This window comes from Streptomyces sp. NPDC003016, from assembly GCF_053591455.1.
On the sequence record NZ_JBSFTV010000003.1, the window covers coordinates 1 to 20,919 of the forward strand.

Genomic DNA, 20,919 nt, shown 5'->3' on the forward strand with positions numbered 1-20,919 from the left:
TCCCTCCCTTACCTCCACTTTTATCCCCCCCCCCCCTTTTTCCCTTTGGCGGGGGGTGCTGGTTTTCCCTCCGGCGGTCGGTGGGGGGGGGGGGCCCGCGGGCCCCGCCGCCCTTCGCCGTTCCCTACCATTCGGGGCATGAAGGTGCAGACAGCGCAGATCCGGTGGGAAGAGCGCACGCAGGGGCCCCTGCTGGGGCTGGCGGTGGCTTTCGCCCTCGCGTACGCGGTTCCGATCGTCGTGCCGGACGCGGGCGGCGTGGTACGCCGGATCTGCCTGGTGACCGAGTGGACGGTCTGGGGCGCGTTCGCCCTGGACTACGTCGTACGGCTGTCGCTGTCGCCGGACAAGCGGTCGTTCGTCCGCAGCCATCCGCTGGACCTGCTCGCGGTGGTGCTGCCGCTGCTGCGCCCGCTCCAGCTGCTCCGGCTCGTCTCCACGCTGCTGCTGGTCGGCCGGCGGGCCAGGACGGCTCCCCAGGTCCAGCTCACGACGTACGTCGGAGGCGCGGTGATCGGCCTGCTGATGTTCGGCTCGCTGGCCGTGCTGGAGGTCGAGCGGGACGCCCCCGGCGGGAACATCAAGACGCTGGGCGACGCGGTGTGGTGGTCCTTCACGACGATGACGACCGTCGGATACGGCGACCACTCCCCCACGACGGGACTCGGCCGGGTGCTGGCGGTGGGACTGATGCTCTCGGGCATCGCGCTGCTCGGTGTGGTCACCGCGAACATCGCGGCGTGGTTCATCTCCCGCTTCGACCGGGACGACGCCGAGGAACGGCGCCAGACGGCCGCGATCGAGCTGCTCACCGAGGAAGTGCGGGCACTGCGGGCGCAGGTCTCGGAGCTCACGTCGGGGGCGGGGGTTCCGGCTCCCGGCATGGGCGAGGGGCCGCCCGTGGGGGCGGCCCCGGCGCCACGGGGTCCGGCGTAGCGCGTCAGATCGACATGCCGTAGACGGCCGCACCGCCTATCAGCGCGATGACCGCGAGGACGGTGATGACCGCACCGAGGATGAAGCCGATCATGGCCGGCACGTTGCCGCTGTTGAAGCGCTTGCCCATCGCGATCCAGCCGGTGATCAGCGCGATCGGGCCGAGGATGATGCCGAGGGTGAAGAAGCCGATGATGCCGCAGATGAGCGAGACCCAGCTGAGGGCACTGGTGTTGGACGCGCTGTGCGTGCGGCTGTTGCTCGCCATGGTCACTCCCTGAGTCGTGCCCTGGAATTCGTGTGATCCGGGCTTGACCACCAGTTGCCCCGCTTTCCGGCGTGCATCCCCCTCAGTTCTCCCACACCTTGAACGCCCTCACCCGGTACGGCGACTGCGGTACCCAGGTCCCGCCGCCCGGATAGGTCTCGAACTCCCCCGTCTCCTCGCACTCCTCGGACTGGTACGTCGTGACGGGCCGGCCGGTGCGGTTGGCGAGGGCCTGGGCGTCGGTGCCGGCCGGCAGGGGGACGCAGCTCTCGATGTCGAGGCCGGACAGTTCGTGGGACTGGCGCCCGCCCTTGAAGTCCGGCTTCGCCCAGAGGCAGAGCTCCCCGGTCGCACAGGATCCGAGGCGGGGCGGCGCGGCGTGGGTGGTCTGCGGCAGCAGCGCGGTGGCGGCCAGGGCTCCGGCCGCGAGGACGGTCGTACGCAGGTGGAACATCGGAATCGGCCCCCGTGTCGTGTGGATCAGTTGCCCCCACCCTGAACTGCGGGAACGTGGGGACGGAAGGCGCCGGGGGCCGTTCCACCCGGATAGGCGACAGCCCCGCCGGAACCGTCCGGCGGGGCTGTCGTACGTACCGGGTTGACGCCGGAGGGCGTCAGATGTGGGCGCCGCCCGCGGCCGCGTCCGCGTTCTCGCCGCGCTTGGTCAGGGTGGCGACGAGCGCCGCCACGACCGCGACGACGCCCGCGACGGTGAAGGCGAGGTGCATGCCCGACACGAACGTGTCATGGATGACGGCGCCGATCTTGTCGATGACGGGCGGTTCCAGGCCCGACTCGGCCAGTTCCTTCGTCGGCACGGAGGCGAACTCGGCCGCTTCCTCCAGCTTGGGGTCGGCCGGAATCGGGATGCCCGCTTCCTTCCAGTTGCCCGCGAAGTCGGCGCTGACCTTCGAGGACATGATCGCGCCGAGGACCGCGGTGCCGAGCGCGCCACCGACCTGCATGGCGGCCTGCTGGAGACCGCCGGCGACGCCGGAGAGCTCCATCGGGGCGTTGCCGACGATGACCTCGGTGGCGCCGACCATGACCGGCGCGAGGCCGAGGCCGAGGAGGCCGAACCAGAGGGACATCATGGGAGTGCTCGTGTCGGCCGTGAGCGTCGTCATGCCGAACATGGCGGCCGCCGTGGCGACCATGCCGCCGACCAGCGGGACCCGCGGGCCGAACTTGGTGATGAGCACGCCCGCGAGCGGCGAGGAGACGATCATCATGCCGGTCAGCGGCAGCAGGTGCAGACCGCTGTCGACCGGGCTCATGCCGTGCACGCCCTGGAGGAAGAACGTCACGAAGAAGAGGCCGCCCATGAAGGCGATGGCCATGAGGACCATGAGGACGACGCCCGCGGAGAGCGGGACGGACCGGAACATGGCGAGCGGGATGAGCGGTTCCTCGACCTTCGTCTCCCAGACGGCGAAGACCGCGAAGAGGACGACGGAGGCACCCAGCCAGGCCCAGGTGCTGGGGCTGTCCCAGCCCCACTCACCGGCCTTGATGATGCCCCAGACGACGGCGAACATCGCGCCCGAGAGCAGCACGATGCCGGGGACGTCGAAGGAGCGCGGGGCATTGGCCGCGCGGTGGTCCTTGAGGATCACCAGGCCGAAGACGAGCGCGACGACCCCGACGGGGACGTTGATGAAGAAGACGGACTGCCAGTTGACGTGCTCGACGAGCAGGCCGCCGACGATCGGGCCGCCCGCGGTGGAAGCGCCGATGACCATGCCCCAGATGCCGATGGCCATGTTCAGCTTCTCGGCGGGGAAGGTGGCGCGGAGCAGGCCGAGCGCGGCCGGCATGAGGAGCGCGCCGAACAGGCCCTGGAGCACCCGGAAGGTGATGACCAGGGCGATCTCGGTGGAAAGGCCGATGGCCCCGGAGGCGAGGGCGAAACCGGCGATGCCTATCAGGAAGGTCTGGCGGTGGCCGAAGCGGTCGCCGAGCTTGCCCGCGGTGATGAGGGCGACGGCGAGGGCGAGCAGATAGCCATTGGTGATCCACTGGACGTCGGCGAGCGTGGCGCCGAGGTCCTTCTGGATGGCCGGGTTGGCGATCGCGACGATCGTGCCGTCGAGCGCGACCATCATCACGCCGATCGCCACGGAGAAGAGCGTCAGCCAAGGGTGCCCACGGAGCCCCTTGGCCGGCCCCGCCGCGGGTTCCTGCGGCGGCGGAGCCTTGTCGATGGTCGTCTGACTAGTCATACAGACCAAGCTAATGTCAGCCACTGACAGTTGACAAACGAAATCACTCGCCGGTAACTGTCAGGTAGCTCACAGGTATCCTGAGCTGGACAAAGGCGAAAGAGGCTACCTTCGAATGACCGAGCGGCAGGCGACGATCGGATCGACGACGGGGCTGCGCGAGCTCAAGAAACAGCGCACCCGCGACGCCCTGCTGCGGGTCGCGCTGGAGCTCTTCACCACACAGGGGTACGAGCGCACGACCGTCGACGAGATCGCCGACGCCGTCGAGGTCTCCCAGCGCACCTTCTTCCGCTACTTCGCCAGCAAGGAGGAAGTCGCCTTCGCCGTCCAGGAGATGGTGGAGTCGCGCTTCGTGGCGGAACTGCTCGCCCGCCCCCCGGAGGAGGGCCCGTTCGCCGCCATGCGCAACGCCGTCCTCGGCGCCTGGAACACCATCGGCGAGGCGATCGAGGCCGTCGTTCCGGTGGAGCTGCACATGCGCACCTACCGGATGATCGAATCGACGCCCGCCCTGCTCGCCGCCCATCTGCGCCGCTCCACCGATCTGGAGGAGCGGATAGCCGGGATCGTCGCCGACCGCGAGGACCTCGACCTGGACGCCGATCCCCGGCCGCGGGTCGCCGTGGCGGCGTTCACCGGCGTCATGCGGGTGGCGGGGCGGCTGTGGGGGCAGGGCGAGGACGCCAGCATGGAGTCGATCAGGACACTGACCGAGCTCTACCTGGACCACCTCGGACCGGCGCTCGCTGCGGAGTGGCGTACGCCGGCGCGCACGCCGGGCGCGAACACAGCGTGACCGAGCCTCCACCATTTCCGTCCTGAAACGTGATGTGCGTCACTGATTTCGCGGCGGGCCCCACGCTTCTCCTAGGGTGGCCCGCAGTGACCTCCTTCGACACCTCCCCCACCCTCAGCGCATGGCGCGGGCTGCTCGCCCTCGCCGTGGTGTTCGTCCTGCTGGCGACCACGGGGTGGACCGCGATACGCCGCCACCAGGGCGAATCCGACCTCCGTACGGCATCGTTCGCCGCCTGGGCACGGGGCGGCATCGACGGCATCGAGCTGCCGGAGGCCGGATCCGCGCCCGGCCTCCTCGCCCGCTTCTTCGCCGGTCTCACCGCCTCCCAGCGCGCCCGGCTGGTCGAGCGCTACCCGCTCGTCGTCGGCAACCTGAACGGCGCCCCGCTCACCCTGCGCTACCGGGCCAACCGCCTGGCGCTCGTCCAGGCCCGCGCGGTCGAGCTGGAGCGCATGCACGACAAGCAGCTCACCCCGGCGGGCCGCCAGACGGCGGGCCGCAGGATGCACCGCTTCCAGTCGCTGACGGGCGAGGGGCGGCAGATCCTCGCCTTCGACCCCGTCGGCTCCGGCCGGGTCGCCGAGGTCTTCGGCGACCTCGGACGCGCCGAGCGGGTCTCGGTCGTCGTGCCCGGCGCCGACACCAATGTGGTGAATTTCGAACGGACGCGCCGCAAGTACACCGCGCCCGTCGGCATGGCGAAGTCCTTGTACGCCGCCGAGCGCGCCGCGGCGCCCGGTACCCGTACCGCCGTCATCGCCTGGGCCGACTACACCTCGCCCGTCGGCGTCGGCATGGACGCGGCCCTCGGCAGGCTCGCCAGGGACGGCTCCCGGCGGCTCGACTCCCTCGTGCGGGCCCTGCCCGGCGACGCGGCGGTGTCGCTCTTCTGCCACAGCTACGGCTCGGTGGTGTGCGGCGTGGCCGCCTCCGCCCTGCCGTCCCGAGTCACCGACATCGCGGTCGCGGGCAGCCCCGGCATGCGGGTCGAGAGCGCGAAGCGGCTCGGCACCGGGGCCCGCGTGTGGGCCACCCGGGACCGCGACGACTGGATCCAGGACGTGCCGTACCTGGAGGTCGGCGGGCTCGGCCACGGCGCGGACCCGGTGGCGCCGGAGTTCGGGGCGCGGGTCTTCTCCGCGTCCGGCGCGGTCGGGCACACCGGCTATTTCGAGCCGGGGACGGAGAGTCTCGGCAACTTCGCCGGGATAGGCGTCGGCTCGTACTCCACCATCAGCTGCGCGGGCGGCGACGGGGCCTGCCGGAGCGGAATTTCCGGCGCGGAAGCGAACTGACGCGCGTAGAACCTCGTATCGACCGGAGCCCGGCCGCAACATTGCGTCCGGCACCGAGGGGCGACGCACGGGCGCGCGCCGCATACGATGAGCCGCATGGGTGATGTGCTGGCCGGAATTCATGCCACCTGGGAGTTCGATGACGACTCCGTGCTCATCCGCTTCGAACGGGGGATCCGCACGCCGAAGCTGTTCCAGGCGCTCGGCGAACGGCGCATCCCGCACGAGGCGCTGGCGTCGGTGACCCTGACGCCGGGCAAGCGCGGCACAGTCGTTCTGCACGCGATCCCGAGACCGGGTGCCGACCCGCTGATGGAGGCCGCCGCCGGACAGCTGCGGGACGGCGCCGACCCGTACCGGCTGGTGCTGCCGGCCGAGCGCGAGACCCTCGCCGAGTACTACGCCGACGAACTGCGCGCCCTGCTCGGGCCCCACGTGAAACTGCCCGCCGAGAAGTTCCTGGTGGCCGCCCCGCAGGCCCCGCTGCACTTCAAGGCGTACGACGGGAAGGCGTCCTTCGACGGGTCGCGGGTGTCGTTCCGCTGGTTCTGGACGGGCGCGTCCTCCGCCAAATGGAAGGCGGGCGACCAGAACTTCCCCGTCCAGGAGCTGAACGGCGTCGAGTGGCGCTCCCCCGACGTCTTCGACGGTTATCTGCGGCTCCTGCGGCGGGCCGACTCCATGACCACGGCCCCGCCGCAGCCCGCCCAGGCCGACCAGGACCCGGCGGCCGTCGTCTTCGGCCTCGGATACGGACCGGTGCACGAGTCCCTGCCGTTCGCGGCGGCGGTGCTCGGCTCGGTACGCAGCGGAAGCGCGGCCGCACTGGACGCGGTGCGGGGCGAGCCCGTGCCCGCCCACGTCTCCGGGCGGCGCGACCCCGCCGACGTCGCCGAGCGGATACGGCACCTCGGCGACCTGCACCAGGCCGGCCTGGTCACCGACGAGGAGTTCACCGCGAAGAAGGCGGAGCTGCTCGCGCAGTTGTAGACGGTCGTCATACCCGGGTACGAGACCGCTTCGCCCCCCACGGTATGACGCCCGTACGCGGGCCACCTGCCTACGCTGGCCGGGCCATGACCGAACCTTCCCCGCACCGGCCCGCGCCCCCCACCGACGGCCTGATCAGCGCCGGACGCCGCAACCTGCGCGCCCTGGCCCACGCCGTGACCCACCCCTCGCACCCGCCGGCGCCCCTCTTCGCCGACGCCCCGCGGCGGTGGCAGCGGCTGCTGCCGTACGCCGTTGCACTCGCCCTCGTCGCCACGTTCCTGCCCGTCACGATCACCGTCCTCACCACCGACTACGCCGTGCCCGGCGGCCTCGCCGGGGCCGTCGCCGCCGCCCAGACCGTTCCGCTGCTGATGGTCGCGCACCGGCCGCTCCAGGCGTGGTGGATCGTCCTGCCCGCCGATGTCGTCGGCGGGCTGTTCGCCCTGGGCGGCCTGGACAGCAACGACATCTGGCCGTGGACGCCGCCCGTCATCGTCGCGTACCTCTTCCTGATGCTCGCCCTGGCGCTGCGCGAGACGCGCCGCACCCTCATCGGCGTCTGGCTCGTCACCGGCGCGGCCGGTCTCGTCCTCGGTCAGCTCTTCCCCGAAGAGAGCGACGGCACGAACGTCCTGCTGATCGTCCTCAGCGCGGTGGTCCTCGTCATCGGCGGCGCGCTGCGCGAGCGCGGGGACGCGCAGCGGCGGCTCGCCGAGCAGGAGACCATCAGCGAGGCGGAGCGGTCCCGGCGCACGCTGCTGGAGGAACGCACCCGTATCGCCCGCGAGTTGCACGACGTCGTGGCCCACCACATGTCGGTGATCACCGTGCAGGCGGACTCCGCGCCGTACCGCGTCGGCGGCCTCTCCCCCGGGGCACGGGAGGAGTTCGCCTCGATCGCCGCGAGCGCGCGGGAGTCGCTGACCGAGATGCGGCGGCTCCTGTCCGTACTGCGCAGCGAGGACGCCACGGGCGAGCGGGCCCCGCAGCCCGGCCTCGACCGGCTCCAGCAGCTCGTCGAGGCGACGGTACGGGCCGGGGTGCCGGCCGAGCTGTCCCTCACCGCGGGCCTCGCCGGCACGCGTCGACTGCCGCAGTCCATCGACCTTTCGGCGTACCGCATCGTGCAGGAGGCCCTGGCGAACGTCGTGCGGCACGCGCCGGGTGCCACGACCCGGGTCGCGGTCTCCTCCGACGGCACGGACCTGACCGTCCTCGTCGTCAACGGGCCCCCGGCCGGACCGGCTTCGCCCGTGGAGGCGGGCGGGGCGGGCGGACACGGCCTCGTCGGGATGCGTGAACGCGTACGGTTGACCGGCGGCACGCTCGACACGGGCCCGCTGCCCGACGGCGGCTTCCGGGTCGCCGCCCGGCTTCCCCTCGGCGCGAAGGATCCCACCGCCCCATGACCATCCGCGTGATCATCGTCGACGACCAGGCCATGGTGCGGGCGGGGTTCGCCGCGCTGCTGTCGGCGCAGAGCGACATCGACGTGGTGGGCGAGGCGCCGGACGGGCGGCAGGGGATCGAGGTCAGCCGGTCCACGCACCCCGACGTGGTGCTCATGGACGTCCGGATGCCGGAGATGGACGGGCTCGCGGCGGCGCGCGCACTGCTGGACCCGCCGGTCGGGGTCGTCCACCGGCCGAAGGTCCTGATGCTCACCACGTTCGACGTGGACGACTACGTGTACGAGGCGCTGCGCGCCGGGGCCTCCGGATTCCTGCTGAAGGACGCGCCCCCGGCGGACCTGATCTCGGCGGTACGGGTGGTGGCGGCCGGGGAGGCGCTGCTGGCGCCGTCGGTGACGCGGCGCCTGATCGCGGACTTCGCGCGGCTGCGGCCCGCGCCACGGAAGGACCCGTCGCTGCGGCTCAACGGGCTCACGCCGCGCGAGACGGAGGTCCTGGAGCTGATCGCCCGGGGCCTGTCGAACCAGGAGATCGCGGCCCGGCTGATCCTGGCCGAGCAGACGGTCAAGACGCACATCGGCCGTGTCCTGGCCAAACTGGACCTGCGCGACCGCGCGCAGGCGGTGATCTTCGCGTACGAGTCGGGGCTGGTCTCGCCGGGGTCATGACGGGGTTTCGTGTCGGTGCCGGGGGCGGTGCGGGAGTGGCACGCCCCCCGCACCGCCCCCGCCCCCTACCCCGGTCGCATCCCCGACTTGGCTCCCCGGGGTGACGCCCCCGTAGGCGTCGTCTTCCTACCTTCCTCTCCGTCAGCCGCCGGAAGAGGAAGAAGAGGCCGTCATGCGCCGCTACAAGAGGACCCTGGTCGCGATCGCTCTCGCGACAACCGTCGTTTCGGGGACGGCCGGCTGGGCCTCCGGCACCGCGCAGGAGCCCGTCACCGGCCCGCCCCCCGGCAGCGCCGCCTGGCAGCGCGAGGGGCTGCCCGACCCGGCCGCGACCGCCCCCGCCCAGGTCGCCCGCTTCTTCGCGGCGCTCACCCCCGACCGGCAGCGGGACCTCGCCCGCCGCCACCCCACCGTCGTCGGCAACCTGGACGGCGCCCCCGTGAAGCTCCGTTACGCCGCCAACTCCCGTACCGCGAAGGCCCACGGCCTCGACCGCCTCGCGGACCCCGGCCGCCAGATCCTGGCCCTCGATCCGCGCGGCCGCGGCCAGGTCGCCGAGGTGTACGGCGATCTGGCCGCGGCGGAGCACGTGGCCGTCGTCGTCCCCGGGTCGGACATGGACGCCCGTACCTTCGACCGTACGAGGGACCCCTACGGCACGCCGGCCGGCATGGCCAAGTCGCTGCGCGACGCGACGAAGGGCCACCGCACCGCCGCGATCGCGTGGGCCGGTTACACCACCCCCGTCGGCCTGGGCCCGGACGCCGCCACCGGTGACCTCGCCGAGGCCGGCGCCGGCCGTCTCGTACGGCTGGCGGACGGACTCGACGCGACCGGCGCCCCGGACCCGGCCCTCTTCTGCCACAGCTACGGCTCGGTGGTGTGCGGTCTGGCCGCCCCCCGCCTCGACGCCGCCGACGTCGTGGCCCTCGGCTCCCCCGGCATGCGCGCGAAGAACGTCGCCGGCCTGCACACCGACGCCCGCGTGTGGGCCGCCAAGAACCCGTCCGACTGGATCGACGACATCCCGAACGTCGAGTTCGCCGGCCTCGGCCACGGCCCCGACCCCACCGCCCCCGCCTTCGGCGCCCGCCGCGTCCCGGCCGGTGACGCCGAAGGACACACCGGCTACTTCGCCCCCGGCACCCGGTCCCTGCGTGCCTTCGCCGCGATCACCCTCGGGAAGGAGCTGTGGTGAGCACCCTCGCAGCGAGGATCGACGCGCGGACCCCCGCCCACCGCGACCGCGCCGTCGACGGCCTGCGCGCGCTCGCCCTCCTCGCCGTCCCCACCGGCCACTGGATGCTCGGCGGCTTCACCCTGGACGGCGACGGCGCCCTGCGCAACGCCAGCCCGCTCGCCTCCTTCGGCTTCTTCGCGCCGGTGAGCTGGGTGCTCCAGATGCTGGGCGTCTTCTTCCTGGTCGGCGGCTGCGCCTCGGCCCTGTCCTACCGCCGCCGCCAGGGCTCCACCGGCGCGTGGCTGCGCGGCCGGATCGCGCGGCTCGGCCGGCCCGTGCTCGGCGTGACCGCCGTGTGGGCGGTGCTGATCCCGGTGCTGTACGCGCTGGGGGTGCCGGGCACGACGCTGCGGACCGGGTCGACGCTGGTGATCCAGCCGCTGTGGTTCGTGGGCGTGTATGCGGCGGTGACCGCCCTGACCCCGTACTGCGTCCGCGCCGCCCGCGCGACGGGCGCCTGGGCCGCCGCGCCCCTCATCGGCTCCGTCGCCGTCGTCGACTTCCTGCGCTACGGTCCGTACGCCGACGCCGTGCCGTCCTGGCTGAGCCTGCTGAACCTGCTCCCCGGCTGGCTCTTCGCGTACCAGCTCGGCGTCTGCTGGGGCGAGAAGCGCATCGGCAGGCGCGGCGGCGTCCTGCTGCTGGCCGGCGGCGCGGCCCTGTTCGCCGTGCTGCTGCTGGTCTTCCACTACCCGGCGTCGATGGTCGGCGTACCGGGAGAGACCCGCACCAACTCGCACCCGCCGTCCCTGCTGGTCCTCGCCCTCGCCGCGGCCCAGAGCGGCGCCGCGATCCTGCTGCGCGAGCGCATCGGCAGGCTGCTGCGCAGGCCGTCGCTGTGGGCGCCGGTCGTGGTGATCAACCTGTCGGCGATGACGGTGCTGTGCTGGCACCAGACGGCGATGCTCGCCGCGGCCGTCCCGGGTGCGTTCCTCGGTACGGTTCCGGGTCTGACGGCGGCGCCCGATGCGCTGGGCTGGATTCCGGCGAGGGCCGCGTGGCTGCCGGTGTTCGCGGGGCTGCTGATCCTGATCGGGCGGTACGCGCGCGGGTTCGAGACGCCGTGGACGGGGGCGACGAAGGCCCGCCGCGCGGCAGCGGGGCTGCTCGCGGCGGGCTTCGCGGTGTTCGCGCTGGGGCTGGCGTGAGAGGACCCGCGTGAATCCCGGTTCCGTCGGCCCCGCTCGTCCCTACTCGCGCCCGGCGGAGGTGAACGACATGTCCGCGTACCGGCCGCCGGCGACCTGGCCCGCGATCGGTTCGAGCAGCTCCATCTCGCTCTCGGTGAGCAGGAGCCGGGTGGCGGCGGCGTTCTCCTCGACGCGGGTGCGCCTGCGCGTTCCCGGGATCGGTACGACGGGGAGTCCGTGCACCTGCGCCTGCTGCTGCACCCAGGCGAGCGCGACCTGCCCGAGCGTGGCGTTGCGCCCCTCGGCGAGCTTGCGCACCGGGTCGAGCAGCGAGGCGTTCGCGGCGGCGTTGTCGCCGTTGAAGCGGGGCTGGTTGCGGCGGAAGTCGCCTTCGGTCAGATCCTTCTCGGCGCTGGTGAAGGAGCCGGTGAGGAAGCCGCGGCCGAGCGGGGAGTACGGGACCAGGGCGACGCCGAGTTCGCGTGCCGCCGGTACGACGCCCGCCTCGATGTCGCGGCTGAACAGCGACCACTCGGACTGCACGGCCGCGATCGGGTGCACGGCCTGCGCGGCCCGCAGCTCGTTGCCGGTGACCTCGCTCAGCCCGAGGTGCTTGATCTTGCCCTCGCGCACGAGTTCGGCCATCACGCCGACCGTCTCCTCGATGGGGACGTTCACGTCACGCCGGTGCATGTAGTAGAGGTCGATCTCGTCGACCTCCAGGCGCCGGAGGCTGTCCTCGGCGCACTGGCGGATGTAGGCGGGATCGTTGTTGATGATCCGCTTCGCCGGGTCGTGGGGGTCCATCGCCAGCGCGAACTTCGTCGCGACGACGACCTCGTCCCGGTGCGCCGCGAAGAACGGCGCCAGGAACTTCTCGTTCTCGCCGGCCGCGTACGCGTCCGCCGTGTCGTACAGCGTGATGCCGAGCTCCAGCGCCCGCTCCAGCGTGGCCCGCGCCTCGTCGGCGTCCGTGGGTCCGTACGCGAAGCTCATGCCCATGCAGCCGAGGCCCTGTGCGCCGACCTCCGGCCCATCGGTCCCGAGCTGGACTTTTTCGATCCTGCTGTCGCTCATGTGGGTTTCAGGCCCTCTCCGACGCCCGCCGGGCGTCCGCGTAAAAGTCGATCTTGTAGTCCAGTACGGCGAGCGTGTCGTGGAGCTCGGCGATGCGTGCGCGCACGTCCCTGCGGGTGGCCTCCAGCAGCTCCTGGCGCGCTTCGAGGGTGTGCTCGCCCTCCCGTACCAGTTCGGCGTACCTGACCATGTCCGCGACCGGCATCCCGGTCAGCCGCAGCTTGCCGACGAAGGCGAGCCAGTCCAGGTCTCTGTTGCGAAACCGCCGCTGGCCGGTGTGCGAGCGGCCGACGTGCGGCATGAGACCGATCCGCTCGTACCAGCGCAGGGTGTACGCCGTGAGTCCGGTGTACGCCGCGACCTCGCTGATCGTGTAGTGGTCCTGGCCTTCGGGGCGGGGGTGCGCCCGGGGCGCCGCGACGCAGATGTCGGTGCGTGCGGGTGCGGTTTCCGTCACGGTCATGGCCTCCACGCTAGGACCTTGGAGTGCACTCCAGGCAACCGTAAACCTGGAGAAGTCTCCGGTCGTGCACACTAGCCTCCGCCCCATGAGCCCCGTACGCCGCGCCGACGCCGCCGACGCCGTGGAAGTCCTGCGCCTGCGCCAAGTGATGATCGACTCGGTCTTCCCCTCCGGCACTCCCCCAGAGTCCCGACTTCGCCCGAGCAGGGAGGCACCCCCGTCCGACTGGCACGCCGAGTCCCTCCCCACCCTGCGCGGGAAACTGGCCGAACCGGACGGGAACTTCGCCGCCTTCGTCGCCGACCACCCGGACCGGCCGGGGGCCCTGGCCGCGCTCGCCGTCGGTACGGTCGAGTACCGCATCGGACGCTCCGGCAATCCGCACGGCGCCGTCGGACACGTCTTCAGCGTCGCCACCGACCCCGGCCGGCGCCGCCGCGGCCACGCCCGCGCGTGCATGGAGGCGCTGCTGGACTGGTTCCGTGAGCGCGGCGTGGTGAGCGTCGACCTCAACGCGTCCGAGGAGGCGGAGCCCCTCTACGCCTCGCTGGGCTTCGTCCGCAAGCCCGACCCCTCGATGCGGCTCAGCCTCTAGGGCCCTTACGCTCGTACCCATGCAGAGCCTGGCGATGACCGAGAACTGGCCGGTACCCACCGCGGCGGCCGCCGTCGTACGGGCGGACGGCACCGTCGCCGCCGCGCACGGCCCGACCGCGCACCGCTTCCCGCTGGCGTCGGTCACCAAGCCGCTCGCCGCGTACGCCGTGCTCGTCGCGTACGAGGAGGGCGCCGTCGAGCTCGACGAGCCGGCCGGCCCCGAGGGGTCCACGGTCCGCCACCTCCTCGCCCACACCAGCGGCCTCGCCTTCGACGAGCACCGCGTGACGGCGCCCCCCGGTGGGCGCAGGCTCTACTCCAACGCGGGTTTCGAGGTCCTCGGCGACCACATCGCGAAGGCGACGGGCATCCCCTTCGCCGAGTACCTGCGCCAGGCGGTGCTGGAGCCGCTGGGCATGACGGCCACGTCGCTGGACGGCTCGCCCGCCAAGGACGGCGTCTCGACCGTCGACGACCTGGCGCGGTTCGCCGCCGAGCTCCAGGCCCCGCGCCTGCTGGACGCGCGTACGGTCGCCGGGGCCACCACCGTCGTCCACCCGGGACTGAAGGGCGTACTGCCCGGGTACGGCCACCAGAACCCGAACGACTGGGGCCTCGGCTTCGAGATCCGCGACTCCAAGTCCCCGCACTGGACGGGCGGTTCGTCCTCCCCGCGCACCTTCGGCCACTTCGGCCAGTCCGGCACGTTCCTGTGGGTGGACCCGGACGCGGGGATCGCGTGCGTGGCGCTGACGGACCGGGCGTTCGGGCCGTGGGCCGCCGAGGTGTGGCCGCCGTTCACGGACGCGGTCCTCGCCGAATTCGGTCCGGGCGCCCGCTAGTCGCAGGTGGCGGCCGGCAGGGAGCCGTCGCTTCCGGTAAGGGCCACTTCCACCAGGCCCTCGGGGTCCCGCGCGTGTGCCGTCGTGCAGACCAGTTGCCGGACGGCGGCCGCGTCGAGTGAGCGCACGGCGAACGCGACCGTGACGCGCACCTTTTCCGGGGCGCCGGCCCGGCCGCTCGCCTTCTGGTCCGCCGCCGGTTCCACCTGGACCGACGCGCTGCCGGCGGGCAGCCGGGTGGTGAGGCCGGCCGCGTGCTCCTCGGGCGTGGGACCGTGCAGCAGCGCGGCAAGCTGCTTGGCGGGCGCCACGGGGGTGGCCGCCGAGTCGACGAACCTGATCACGGGGACCGACGAGCCGTCCGGTGCGACGAAGAAGAGCAGCATTTCCCTCTGCGGGTCAAAGGCCGCGCCGACGACGGCCGGGCCGCCCGCCTCGACCACTTCGCTGGTCCGGATACCGCACCCGGCGAGCAGCAGCGACGCCGACGCCAGAGCGAGGGAACGCACGTACCTCACGCGCTCACCTCGCTGGTGGTGAGGGGTATCTCCACGACGAAGACGGCCCCGCCGCCGGGGCCGTTCGCGGCTCGGACCGTACCGCCGTGCAGCCGTACGTTCTCCAGGGTGATGGCGAGTCCGAGGCCGCTGCCCGTCGAGCGCGTACGGGCCAGGTCGGCCTTGTAGAAGCGGTCGAAGACGTGCGGCAGCACGTCCAGGGGGATGCCGGGGCCCCGGTCGGCCACCTCGGTGACGAGCCACTGTGCCCCTTCGGCCGCCCCGGGGTCCCGCGGGCGCGTCTCGGTGCGCAGCCGGACCGTGACGGGCGGCCGTCCGTGCCGCAGGGCGTTGCCGACGAGGTTGGCGATCACGACGTCGAAGCGCCGGGGGTCGAGCCGGGCGCGAATACCGTCGGGCAGATCGAGGACGATCCCGACGGGGTCCGTCCAGTGGCGGCCCTGCAGGGTCCTGCGGATGGTCTCGGCGGCGTCGACCTCGTCGGTGTTCAGCTCGGCCGCACGGGCGTCGAAGCGGGAGATCTCCATCAGGTCCTCGACCAGTACGGCGAGTTTGCCCGTCTCGCTGCTGATCAGACGCACCGCTGCGGCCGTGTCCGGGTCGAGGCCGGCCGCGTCCTCGTCGAGCAGTTCGGTGACGGCGAGCATCCCGGCGAGCGGGGTGCGCAGTTCGTGGGAGACGTCGGAGGCGAAGCGGCGGGCGCGGGTCTCGGCGCGCTGGAGTTCGTCCACGGAGCGTTCGAGCGCAGCGGTGGACTCGTTGAACGTACGGGCGAGTTCGGAGAGTTCCCCGCCGCCCTTGACCGGGATACGGGTGTCCAGCCGGCCCCGGCCGAGGCTGCGGGCCGCCCGCCGCAGGTCGCGGACCGGGCGCAGCACGCTGCGGGCGGCGAGGAGGGCGGGTACCAGGGCGATCGCGAGCGCCGGCAGGGCGCCGTCCCGCGCGGCGACGACCATGGCGTCGATGTTGGCCTGTTCGTCGGTCAGCCGCATGACGGCGTAGAAAGTGAGACCGGTGGGCCGTACCGTCCGGCCTCCCGTGCCGGGCCGGCTGGTTTTGAAGACGGCCGGCACGGCAACGGTCAGGTAGGGCTCGCCGTTCTTGACGACCCGCTGGAAGCTGCCGTGCGGGGTGCCCCGGGCCTGGCGGCGCAGCTCGGGCGTGATGACGGTGGAGGTGGGGTTCGTGCCGGAGGAGATCCGGACCGACCCGTACTCGACGTACACCCACCAGTTGTGGGGCTTCCCCTGCCGGGCGAGCGTGCGGACCATTCCCTGCATCTGCTCCGTGTTGGGCGGCAGGTTGTAGTGGAATGCCTGGATCTGGTCGCGGAAGGACGAGACGGCCGTGTCCTGCGCCTGTTCCAGCAGGGCGTTGCGCGCCTCGCGGTAGGTGAGGGCGGCCGTGGTGCCGCAGCCGACCGCGGCGACGAGCAGGAAGGCCAGGACGAGCCGCGTCCGCAGCCCGGAAATCAGCACAGTGGCCCGAAGCGGTAGCCGAAGCCGCGCAGGGTCTGGATGTAGCGGGGGCTGCCCGAGGTGTCCTCGATCTTGGTGCGCAGCCGCCGTACGCACGCGTCGACGAGCCGCGCGTCGCCGTGGTAGCTGTGCTCCCAGACGTGTTCCAGCAACTGCTGCCTGCTGAACACCTGTTCCGGGGCGGCGGAGAGGTGAAGCAGCAGCTTCAGCTCGGAGGGGGCGAGGGCGACGCGTTCACCGGACTTGGCGACGGTGAGTCCGGCGCGGTCGACGGCGAGTTCGCCGTGGAACTCGACGGCGGGCCGCCCGCCGCCGGGTTCCTCGATACGGCGCAGCACGGCGCGGATGCGGGCCTCGATCACCTCCGTACGGGCCGGCTTGACGATGTAGTCGTCGGCGCCCGCCTCCAGGCCGATGACGACGTCGAAGTCGTCGCCGCGGGCGGTGAGCATGATGATCGGCAGCTGGCTGGTCTCGCGCACCCGGCGGCAGACCTGGACGCCGTTCATGCCGGGCAGCATCAGGTCGAGGAGCAGCAGGTCGGGCCGGAATTCGGCGAGGGCGGCGAGACCGTCCTCCCCGGTGGCGGCGGTCCGTACGTCATGGCCCCGGCGGCGCAGCCCGAGCTCGACCCCTTCCCGTACGGAGGGGTCGTCTTCTATCAGGAGCACGCGTGGCATCTGTGGAGTATCCCAAGTGATCGTCGGGTGATCGTCACGGTGCTGACGGTGCTGACGGCCGGCCGCTCACCGCTTCGCCGGGCGCAGCCGCCGGGCCGCGCCCGTGAGCAGGGCGTCGACTTCCGTCAGGCGCAGGGGTTTTGCCAGTACGGCGAACACCGCGAGGATCGCGGTCGCGCCCGCCGCCGTCGCCGCCAGGGCCCCCGCCCCCGCCGCCCATCCGGCGGCGAGGTGGCCGAGCGTCGCGGCGGGCAGCGCGGCGGCGAGGAGCCGGGCGTGGGCGGCGAGGGCCGGGGAGCGTCCCGTCGTACGGTCCGCGAGCAGCCGCCTGTGCAGGGTGTACGCGGTGAGCGCCCAGCCCGCGCAGAGCGCCAGCGAGTACGCCCCGGCCATGCCGGTCACCGCCCAGCGCGCCGGCAGCAGCAGGTAGGCGGCCGTGGACAGGCCCGCGTTGAGCCCGGCGATCACCAGGTTGAGGAGGAAGGGGGTGCGGGTGTCGCGCAGCGCGTAGAAGGCGCGGGAGAGGACGTACTGGCCGGAGAAGGCGATCAGGCCCGGCGCGAAGGCCATCAGGATGCCCGCCATCGCCGTGATGTCGTCGGCGCCGGTCCTGCCGTACTGGAAGACGAGCGCCATCAGCGGCTGCGCCAGGGCGAGGAGCGCGCAGGCCGCCGGGACGACGGCGGCGGCGCTGGTGCGCAGCGCATACGAGACGTCGCGGCGTACGGCGGCCCTGTCCCCTCCGGCCGCCGACCCGCTCATCCGGGGCATCAGCGCGGTGACCAGCGAGACCGTCACGATGCCGTGCGGCACGGCCCACAGGAGGTAGGCGTTGTTGTACGCGCTGAAGCCCACGCCGCCGTCGATGCCGAGGCCCGCCGCCCGCTGGCCCGCCGCCGTGGCGAGCCGGGTCACGACCCAGTACGCGGCCTGGTTGGTGAGGACCAGCAGCACCAGCCAGCCGGCCGCGCGCATCGGCCTCGTCAGCCCGCTGCCCCGCCAGTCGAACCGGGGCCGCCAGCGGAAGCGGGCGGCGCGCAGGGCGGGGAGGAGCGCGAGGGCCTGGACGGCGATGCCCGCCGTGGTGCCCCAGCCGAGCAGGGCGGTTTCGGCCGGGGTGAGGGCGTTCTGCGAGCCGCTCGTCACGAGGTAGAGGACGAACACCGCTATGACGACGGCGTTGTTGAGGACCGGCGTCCACATCATCGCGCCGAACCGGCCACGCGCGTTGAGGACCTGGCCGAGCAGCGTGAACAGACCGAGGAAGAAGATCTGCGGCAGGCAGTAACGGGCGAAGGCGACCGTCGTGGCGGCCTGCGCGCCCGTGTAGTCGGTGTACGCGCCGACGATGGCGGGCGCCGCGGACACCGCGCCGGCCGTGATCACCAGCAGCGCCACCACGCAGACGGTGAGCAGCCGGTCGGTGTAGGCGGCCCCGCCGTCCGCGTGCTCCTTGGCGGCCTTGACCAGCTCGGGAACGAAGACGGCGTTGAGGGCGCCGCCGAGGAGCAGCATGTAGACGATGGTGGGGACGGAGTTGCCGACCGCGTAGCCGTCGGCGGTCAGGCCGATGCCGAGCGCCGCCGCGACGACGGCGGACCGTACGAACCCGGTGGCGCGCGAGACGACGGACCCGGTGGCCATGAGCGCGCCACTGCGCAGTACGGACGGCTGTTTCGGCGCGGCGAGCGACGTGGTGCTCATCGGCGGGCCAGGTACGCCTGGAAGGCGCGGTACAGCGTGTGGTTGGTCGTGCCTGCCATCGGTGTTTCCCACTCCCCCAGCGTTTCGACGACCTGTCCGCCGGTGCCGAGCTTCCAGCGCAGCAGACCGTGTCCGCGGTCGTCGGGATCGAGGGTGGAGGGTACCCCGCGCATGTCGTAGACGTCCGCACCGAGTTCGTGGGCGTCGCGCATCATGCGCCACTGCAGGGCGTTGGACGGGCGGACCTCGCGCCGGTGGTCGGCGGAGGCGCCGGTCTGGTACCAGACCCGGCGGCCCACCGTGATCATCGTGTGGGCGGCGAGGACCTCGCCCTCGTGGCGGGCGAGGTAGAGCTTCATCCGGCCCGGCTCCTCGGCGTTGAGGGCCTCGTACTGCCGCTGGTAGTAGGCCAGTGAGCGGCCGAGCCGGAATCCGTCGCGTTCCTCGGTGATCCGCAGCAGCCGGTAGAACTCGGGGAGGTCGGCGGCGCCTCCCACGGCCACCTCGACGCCGGACTTCCGCGCGCGGCGGACATTGCGCCGCCACTCCTGGTTGAGCCCTTTCCAGAGGTCTTCGGTGGTGCGCCCGGCGAGCGGGACCTGGAAGACGAGGCGCGGCTGGGCGTCGCCGTCGTTGCCGGGGCCGTCGCCGCCGCAGCGCCGCCAGCCGCGCGCCCGCAGCCGCTCGGACACGGCGGTGCCGAGGGGGTCGACCTCGCAGGCGAGGACGTCGCAGAGGCGCCGGCCGGGACCGGTGAGCGACTTGAGCCGGGCGGCGTTCCAGCGGCGGAAGGCGGGTGAGGGACCGATGCGCACGGCGAAGACTCCGGCCGCCCGCAGATGACGCAGCAGCGGGGTGAGCCAGCCGTCCAGATCCGGATCGGCCCAGTCCGCGTACGGCCCTTCGGGCAGGTAGGCGAAGTGCTTGCGGGTGCCGGGGAACGGGCGGAGCAGGACCAGCGCCACCCCGGTCAGCCCCTGCGCGCAGGGAGCGCCGGACTCCCGCGCGGGCCCCCAGCCGACCAGCCGGGGCTGCCACCCTTCCTTCACGTCGGCCCAGGACGGGCACTGCAGAAAACTGGGGCCCGAGGGCTCGGCCGCGCGGGACACCAGAAACGCGCGGTAGGTCTCGGCGGTGACGGGCTCCAGGAGCATTTCCCGGCCGCGACCGGCCGCCGTCACAAGCAGCGCTGACACAGCGTGAGCCTCCAATTTCCGCCTCCTGGCGGGCGGGACGGACAGGAGGCTGGCAGCCGTCCGTGACCGTGGAGCGCGGCGAATGTGACCGGACGGTGACCGTTTCTCTGCAGCCGCTGTCATACGGCCACCGAGACGATTTACGGCGCTTTCCACGGCCTAGAGTCCGGGCATCCCACCCTTTCCTGGAGGCTTCCCGTGAGTCATATACGTGCGCGTTCGGCTGCCGTGGCCGTCGTTCTGAGCACCGCGCTCTGCGCCTGCTCGGCCGGAGCCGGGAGCGTCTCGCCGCCGGCCGACGCGAAGCCCGGCGGCGGCCAGGACCGCCCGGTGACCGTCACCGTGACGCCCGACGGCAAGGGTGTGGCCGCCGGGAAGCCGGTCGTGGTCAGGGCGGAGGGCGGCACGCTGTCCTCCGTGACGGTCACCGACGCGGCGGGCAAGCGGCTCACCGGCCCGAAGGCGGCCGGGAAGGCGTCCTGGACGTCGGACCGCAAGGCGGCGCCCGGCACGACGTACACGGTGCGGACGCAGACCCGCACCGAGGGCGGCCGGCCGGCCACCGGCACCACCTCGTTCACCACCGCCGCCGCGGACCGGGTCAACAAGCTGTCGCTGGCGCCGGGCAAGAACACCACGGTCGGCGTCGGCCAGCCGCTCTCGGTCGTCTTCGACCACCCGGTCGCCCACAAGGCCGAGGTCGAGAAGCAGCTCAAGGTCACCACCTCGAACGACACCGAGGGTTCCTGGGGCTGGGTCCAGGACTACTCCGGCAGGGACCGCGCCGACTGGCGCCCCAAGGAGTACTGGAAGGCGGGTACGGAGGTCACTCTCGACGCGCGGCTCAACGGCACCGACTCGGGGCAGGGCGGCGGCTGGTTCGTCCGCGACTACCGGACCGGCTTCACCGTCGGCGCCCGCCAGGTCGTCCGGGTCGACCTCGACCGCAAGCGGCTCACCCTGGAGCGGGACGGGAAGAAGGTGCGGGAGATCCTCGTCTCCGGCGGCACCCCCGGCGGGGACAAGCGGTCCTGGAAGGGCACCGCCGTGCTCATGTCGAAGGAGGGCACCATCAACATGAACTCCGAGACGGTGGGCCTGGCCGACGCCTACGACAAGATGGTCGACCACTCGATGCGGCTCACCTGGTCGGGGATGTACGCGCACGCCGCGCCCTGGAACGCCGCCTATTTCGGCAACGCCAACAGAAGCTCGGGCTGCATCGGCATGAGCGATTCCGACGCGGCGTACTTCTACGGCCAGGTCCGGGTGGGCGACCCGTTCGAGATCAAGGGCGCGGACACCAAGGGGACGGTCGCCGAGGGCAACGGCTACGGCGCGTGGAACCTGTCCTGGGAGCAGTGGCAGGCCAAGAGCGCGCTGAACGGCTGACCGGCT

21 protein-coding genes are annotated in these 20,919 nt (G+C 72.5%); 11 read left to right on the top strand and 10 right to left on the bottom strand.

All coding sequences use genetic code 11. The features are described from left to right. Positions 1-138: 138 nt before the first annotated feature. Entirely contained in the window at positions 139-936 is a 798-nt protein-coding gene (locus tag ACWDZ4_RS02830) for a potassium channel family protein (RefSeq protein WP_451506676.1), read from the top strand. A gap of 4 nt (positions 937-940) precedes the next feature. On the opposite strand, the gene ACWDZ4_RS02835 is transcribed toward ACWDZ4_RS02830, so the two are convergent. The 3 genes from ACWDZ4_RS02835 to ACWDZ4_RS02845 all read right to left on the bottom strand — a co-directional run bounded on the left by ACWDZ4_RS02835 (position 941) and on the right by ACWDZ4_RS02845 (position 3,426). Beyond that, positions 941-1,204: a small hydrophobic protein gene (locus ACWDZ4_RS02835; protein ID WP_451506677.1), complete on the bottom strand. Its 264-nt coding sequence runs from the start codon at positions 1,202-1,204 to the stop codon at positions 941-943. 82 nt (positions 1,205-1,286) lie between these two features. Continuing rightward, on the bottom strand, positions 1,287-1,649 hold the full coding sequence (locus tag ACWDZ4_RS02840) for a peptidase inhibitor family I36 protein (RefSeq protein WP_451506885.1): 363 nt from the start codon (positions 1,647-1,649) through the stop codon (positions 1,287-1,289). Positions 1,650-1,818: 169 nt separating this feature from the next. Continuing rightward, positions 1,819-3,426 (bottom strand): MFS transporter, encoded by a 1,608-nt coding sequence (locus ACWDZ4_RS02845; protein ID WP_451506678.1) that lies wholly within the window; start codon positions 3,424-3,426, stop codon positions 1,819-1,821. A 115-nt stretch (positions 3,427-3,541) separates the two neighbouring features. Between ACWDZ4_RS02845 and ACWDZ4_RS02850 the strand changes: the two genes are divergently transcribed. The 7 genes from ACWDZ4_RS02850 (at position 3,542) to ACWDZ4_RS02880 (ending at position 10,984) form a co-directional block, all read left to right on the top strand. Continuing rightward, on the top strand, positions 3,542-4,225 hold the full coding sequence (locus tag ACWDZ4_RS02850) for a TetR family transcriptional regulator (RefSeq protein ID WP_451506679.1): 684 nt from the start codon (positions 3,542-3,544) through the stop codon (positions 4,223-4,225). A gap of 86 nt (positions 4,226-4,311) precedes the next feature. Beyond that, positions 4,312-5,523, top strand: coding sequence for an alpha/beta hydrolase (locus ACWDZ4_RS02855; protein ID WP_451506680.1), 1,212 nt, complete (start codon positions 4,312-4,314; stop codon positions 5,521-5,523). 96 nt (positions 5,524-5,619) lie between these two features. Then, positions 5,620-6,513 carry a DUF4429 domain-containing protein gene (locus ACWDZ4_RS02860; protein ID WP_451506681.1) on the top strand — a complete coding sequence of 298 codons (894 nt, stop codon included), beginning with the start codon at positions 5,620-5,622 and terminating at the stop codon, positions 6,511-6,513. 44 nt (positions 6,514-6,557) lie between these two features. Beyond that, a complete protein-coding gene (locus ACWDZ4_RS02865) occupies positions 6,558-7,925 on the top strand; it encodes a sensor histidine kinase (RefSeq protein WP_451506682.1) in 1,368 nt (455 codons plus the stop codon). Continuing rightward, the gene (locus ACWDZ4_RS02870) at positions 7,922-8,596 is read left to right on the top strand and encodes a response regulator (RefSeq protein ID WP_451506683.1); all 675 of its coding nucleotides are present in this window, start codon (positions 7,922-7,924) and stop codon (positions 8,594-8,596) included. The genes ACWDZ4_RS02865 and ACWDZ4_RS02870 overlap by 4 nt, the downstream gene beginning before the upstream one ends. Before the next feature lie 172 nt (positions 8,597-8,768). Next, complete coding sequence (locus ACWDZ4_RS02875) at positions 8,769-9,794, top strand: alpha/beta hydrolase (RefSeq protein ID WP_451506684.1); 1,026 nt, start codon at positions 8,769-8,771, stop codon at positions 9,792-9,794. After that, positions 9,791-10,984 carry an acyltransferase family protein gene (locus ACWDZ4_RS02880; protein ID WP_451506685.1) on the top strand — a complete coding sequence of 398 codons (1,194 nt, stop codon included), beginning with the start codon at positions 9,791-9,793 and terminating at the stop codon, positions 10,982-10,984. The genes ACWDZ4_RS02875 and ACWDZ4_RS02880 overlap by 4 nt, the downstream gene beginning before the upstream one ends. A 42-nt stretch (positions 10,985-11,026) precedes the next feature. On the opposite strand, the gene ACWDZ4_RS02885 is transcribed toward ACWDZ4_RS02880, so the two are convergent. Further along, a complete protein-coding gene (locus ACWDZ4_RS02885; RefSeq protein ID WP_451506686.1) occupies positions 11,027-12,043 on the bottom strand; it encodes an aldo/keto reductase in 1,017 nt (338 codons plus the stop codon). A 7-nt stretch (positions 12,044-12,050) separates the two neighbouring features. Next, positions 12,051-12,506 carry a MerR family transcriptional regulator gene (locus ACWDZ4_RS02890; RefSeq protein WP_451506687.1) on the bottom strand — a complete coding sequence of 152 codons (456 nt, stop codon included), beginning with the start codon at positions 12,504-12,506 and terminating at the stop codon, positions 12,051-12,053. Between the two features lie 85 nt (positions 12,507-12,591). Between ACWDZ4_RS02890 and ACWDZ4_RS02895 the strand changes: the two genes are divergently transcribed. Then, a complete protein-coding gene (locus ACWDZ4_RS02895; RefSeq protein ID WP_451506688.1) occupies positions 12,592-13,101 on the top strand; it encodes a GNAT family N-acetyltransferase in 510 nt (169 codons plus the stop codon). Positions 13,102-13,120: 19 nt separating this feature from the next. Further along, positions 13,121-13,945: a serine hydrolase domain-containing protein gene (locus ACWDZ4_RS02900; protein WP_451506689.1), complete on the top strand. Its 825-nt coding sequence runs from the start codon at positions 13,121-13,123 to the stop codon at positions 13,943-13,945. Here the strand turns inward: ACWDZ4_RS02900 and ACWDZ4_RS02905 are convergent. The 5 genes from ACWDZ4_RS02905 to ACWDZ4_RS02925 all read right to left on the bottom strand — a co-directional run bounded on the left by ACWDZ4_RS02905 (position 13,942) and on the right by ACWDZ4_RS02925 (position 19,521). After that, on the bottom strand, positions 13,942-14,463 hold the full coding sequence (locus tag ACWDZ4_RS02905; protein WP_451506690.1) for a hypothetical protein: 522 nt from the start codon (positions 14,461-14,463) through the stop codon (positions 13,942-13,944). The two genes, ACWDZ4_RS02900 and ACWDZ4_RS02905, sit on opposite strands and share 4 nt — an antisense overlap. Beyond that, positions 14,460-15,941, bottom strand: coding sequence for an ATP-binding protein (locus ACWDZ4_RS02910; protein WP_451506691.1), 1,482 nt, complete (start codon positions 15,939-15,941; stop codon positions 14,460-14,462). Before ACWDZ4_RS02910 ends, ACWDZ4_RS02905 begins: the two co-directional genes overlap by 4 nt. After that, on the bottom strand, positions 15,935-16,621 hold the full coding sequence (locus tag ACWDZ4_RS02915) for a response regulator (protein ID WP_451506692.1): 687 nt from the start codon (positions 16,619-16,621) through the stop codon (positions 15,935-15,937). The genes ACWDZ4_RS02910 and ACWDZ4_RS02915 overlap by 7 nt, the downstream gene beginning before the upstream one ends. A gap of 66 nt (positions 16,622-16,687) precedes the next feature. Next, positions 16,688-18,325 (bottom strand): murein biosynthesis integral membrane protein MurJ, encoded by a 1,638-nt coding sequence (gene murJ / locus ACWDZ4_RS02920; RefSeq protein ID WP_451506693.1) that lies wholly within the window; start codon positions 18,323-18,325, stop codon positions 16,688-16,690. Further along, entirely contained in the window at positions 18,322-19,521 is a 1,200-nt protein-coding gene (locus ACWDZ4_RS02925; RefSeq protein ID WP_451506694.1) for a lipid II:glycine glycyltransferase FemX, read from the bottom strand. The genes murJ and ACWDZ4_RS02925 overlap by 4 nt, the downstream gene beginning before the upstream one ends. 198 nt (positions 19,522-19,719) lie before the next feature. On the opposite strand from ACWDZ4_RS02925, the gene ACWDZ4_RS02930 reads away from it, so the two are divergent. Further along, on the top strand, positions 19,720-20,913 hold the full coding sequence (locus ACWDZ4_RS02930; RefSeq protein ID WP_451506695.1) for an Ig-like domain-containing protein: 1,194 nt from the start codon (positions 19,720-19,722) through the stop codon (positions 20,911-20,913). The last annotated feature ends 6 nt before the right edge of the window (positions 20,914-20,919 follow it).

Excerpts from the sequence above, each read along its gene's own strand:
- ACWDZ4_RS02830 (WP_451506676.1), top strand. The coding sequence starts at position 139 with ATGAAGGTGCAGACAGCGCAGATCCGGTGGGAAGAGCGCACGCAGGGG.
- ACWDZ4_RS02835 (WP_451506677.1), bottom strand. The coding sequence starts at position 1,204 with ATGGCGAGCAACAGCCGCACGCACAGCGCGTCCAACACCAGTGCCCTC.
- ACWDZ4_RS02845 (WP_451506678.1), bottom strand. The coding sequence starts at position 3,426 with ATGACTAGTCAGACGACCATCGACAAGGCTCCGCCGCCGCAGGAACCC.
- ACWDZ4_RS02850 (WP_451506679.1), top strand. The coding sequence starts at position 3,542 with ATGACCGAGCGGCAGGCGACGATCGGATCGACGACGGGGCTGCGCGAG.
- ACWDZ4_RS02860 (WP_451506681.1), top strand. The coding sequence starts at position 5,620 with ATGGGTGATGTGCTGGCCGGAATTCATGCCACCTGGGAGTTCGATGAC.
- ACWDZ4_RS02865 (WP_451506682.1), top strand. The coding sequence starts at position 6,558 with ATGACGCCCGTACGCGGGCCACCTGCCTACGCTGGCCGGGCCATGACC.
- ACWDZ4_RS02870 (WP_451506683.1), top strand. The coding sequence starts at position 7,922 with ATGACCATCCGCGTGATCATCGTCGACGACCAGGCCATGGTGCGGGCG.
- ACWDZ4_RS02875 (WP_451506684.1), top strand. The coding sequence starts at position 8,769 with ATGCGCCGCTACAAGAGGACCCTGGTCGCGATCGCTCTCGCGACAACC.
- ACWDZ4_RS02885 (WP_451506686.1), bottom strand. The coding sequence starts at position 12,043 with ATGAGCGACAGCAGGATCGAAAAAGTCCAGCTCGGGACCGATGGGCCG.
- ACWDZ4_RS02890 (WP_451506687.1), bottom strand. The coding sequence starts at position 12,506 with ATGACCGTGACGGAAACCGCACCCGCACGCACCGACATCTGCGTCGCG.
- ACWDZ4_RS02895 (WP_451506688.1), top strand. The coding sequence starts at position 12,592 with ATGAGCCCCGTACGCCGCGCCGACGCCGCCGACGCCGTGGAAGTCCTG.
- ACWDZ4_RS02900 (WP_451506689.1), top strand. The coding sequence starts at position 13,121 with ATGCAGAGCCTGGCGATGACCGAGAACTGGCCGGTACCCACCGCGGCG.
- ACWDZ4_RS02915 (WP_451506692.1), bottom strand. The coding sequence starts at position 16,621 with ATGCCACGCGTGCTCCTGATAGAAGACGACCCCTCCGTACGGGAAGGG.
- murJ (WP_451506693.1), bottom strand. The coding sequence starts at position 18,325 with ATGAGCACCACGTCGCTCGCCGCGCCGAAACAGCCGTCCGTACTGCGC.